Origin of the sequence: Haladaptatus sp. (assembly GCF_049589095.1) — an archaeon.
Lineage (GTDB): Archaea > Halobacteriota > Halobacteria > Halobacteriales > Haladaptataceae > Haladaptatus.
The window spans coordinates 1-2,191 of record NZ_JBAWAC010000554.1 but is presented as its reverse complement, the minus strand read 5'-3'; the positions used below and the strand labels follow the sequence as shown (position 1 = coordinate 2,191).

1 protein-coding gene is annotated in these 2,191 nt (G+C 62.4%); it reads right to left on the bottom strand.

Annotation, left to right across the window (positions count from 1 at the left end; all coding sequences use genetic code 11):
* A partial coding sequence (smc, locus tag WBV42_RS17540; protein WP_423987168.1) for a chromosome segregation protein SMC occupies window positions 1-2,191 on the bottom strand: 2,191 nt, incomplete at both ends.

Genomic DNA, 2,191 nt, shown 5'->3' with positions numbered 1-2,191 from the left:
CCATCCAACCGAATACCCGTCACGCTGCTCACGTTGTCGCCCTGCATCGTCACCCCGATTGCGCGCTCCGAACGGTCGAGCATCGCGGAGCGATGCGAGACCACGACGAACTGGGCGTCGCCCGCGAGTTCGTCCACCATCTCGCCCACGCGTTCGGCGTTCACGGCGTCGAGGAAGGCGTCCACCTCGTCCAGCGCGTAGAACGGCGCGGGGTTGTAGCGCTGGATGGCGAAGATGAACGCCAGCGCGGTCAACGACTTCTCTCCACCGCTCATCGCGTCGAGACGCTGGACGGGTTTGTCGGCCGGTTGCGCCTTCATCGTCAGGCCGCCGTCGAACGGGTCGTCCTCGTCTTCGAGGAACAGTTCGCCCGACCCGGCCGACAGACGCGTGAAGATGTCTTGGAAATGTTCGTCGATGGCGTCGAACGCCTCCATGAACGTCTCCTTCTTCTGGGCTTCGTAGGAGTCGATGCGTTCCCGGATGCCGTCCCGCTCCTCGACCAACGTCGCCTTGCGCTCCTTGAGGTCGTCCAACTCGTCGTCGACTTCGTCGTACTCGTCGATGGCGAGCATGTTGACGGGTTCGAGCGCCTCCATCGCCCGCGTGAGTCGGTCGATGTTCTCCTGCACCTCGTCGTGATCCGGCACGTCCTCGGGGTCGTACTCGCCGACCTCCTCGCGGAGATCGGCGACCTCCTCTTCGAGCCGATTTGCGCTTCGTTGGAGGCTTTCGAGGCGGTTCTCGACGGCTTCGACCTTCGACTGCTGTGAGTCGCGCTCGGACTTCGCCTCCTGCAGTTCCTCCTTCTGCTCGGCGCGCTCCTCCTTGAGTTCGGAGAGTTCCTCTTCGAGTTCGGAGACCGCTTCGCGCTTCGCTTCGAGGATTTCTTCTTTCTCCTCGATGTCCGCTTCGAATTCCGCGATGCGCTCTTCCTGCTCGGCCTTGCGATTCTGCGCGGATTCCACGTCGTCGTGGAGGTTGTCGATGGCGTCCTCGGCGTACTGTTTTTCGAGTTGCAGTTCGTTGAGTTTGCCGTCGAGCGAATCCATCCGGTCGGAAAGCGAATCGATTTCGGCCTGTACCTCGTCGGCCTGGCTGGTCAACTCCGGAATCTGCGAATCCGCGAGTTCGCTCTCCAACTCCGAGATGTCGTCCTCGATGTCCGCGATGGTCTCGTCGTGAGCGGTCACCTCGGCGTCGAGTTCCTCCATACGCGCGGTTACGTCCTCGCGTTCCTCCTGTAGGTCATCGATCTCCGACTGGAGCGAACCGATGCGCTCCTCGATGGATTCGAGTTCGGATTCCTTCTGCTCGATGTCGTTTTCGATGGTTCGGACCTGGTCGGTTGCGTCCGTCTGTCGGTCGCGGGCGTCGTCCAACCGCTCTTCGACGTCGTTGATCGAACTCCGGATGGACTGGCGTTCGTCCTCCAACTCGTTGATTTTCCGCGCCACGCGCTCGATCTTCCCCTTTCCGGAGGCCGAAAAGGAGTACCGCGACCCGCTGGTCGAACCGCCTGTCATCGCCCCGCTCTTCTCCACGAGTTCGCCCGAGAGCGTGACGAGGCGGAAGTCGCCCATCAGGTCGCGGGCCGTCTCCATGTCCTCCACGACGAGCGTGCCCCCGACGACGTAGGAGAACACCGACGCGTACTGCGAATCGAAGTCGATGAGGTTGTACGCGAAATCGACCACCCCTGGCGTGTTCGGCACGGATGGAAGACGGCGCTTGTTCATCTTCGAAATCGGCAGGAACGTCGCCCGTCCGGCGTTTCGCTGTTTCAGGTACTCGATACAGCGCTGCCCGACGCTGTCGTCGTCGACGACGACCTGCGCCAGTCGGCCACCGGCGGCCGTCTCACACGCCGTCGCGTACTGCTGGTCCACGCTGCCGAGTTGGGCCACCGCCCCGTGAACACCGTCCAGTCCGCCGTTCAGAATCGTGGAGACGGCGCGGCCGAACGAGGAATCACCGCTCTCGTTCGCCCGTGCGTCGAGTTCCGCGTACTCCTGTTGCTTGGACTGGATCTCATGCTCGACCGAGTCCAAATCCGACTGGAGTTCGGACTTTTCATCCTTGAGGTCCGACACCACGTCCTCTATCTGCCCGGCGTTCCGTTCGGTCTTCGTCAGTTCGTCGGCCAAATCGCCGAGTTCGGTTTCGAGTTGGGGGATTCGGTCGCGCGCTT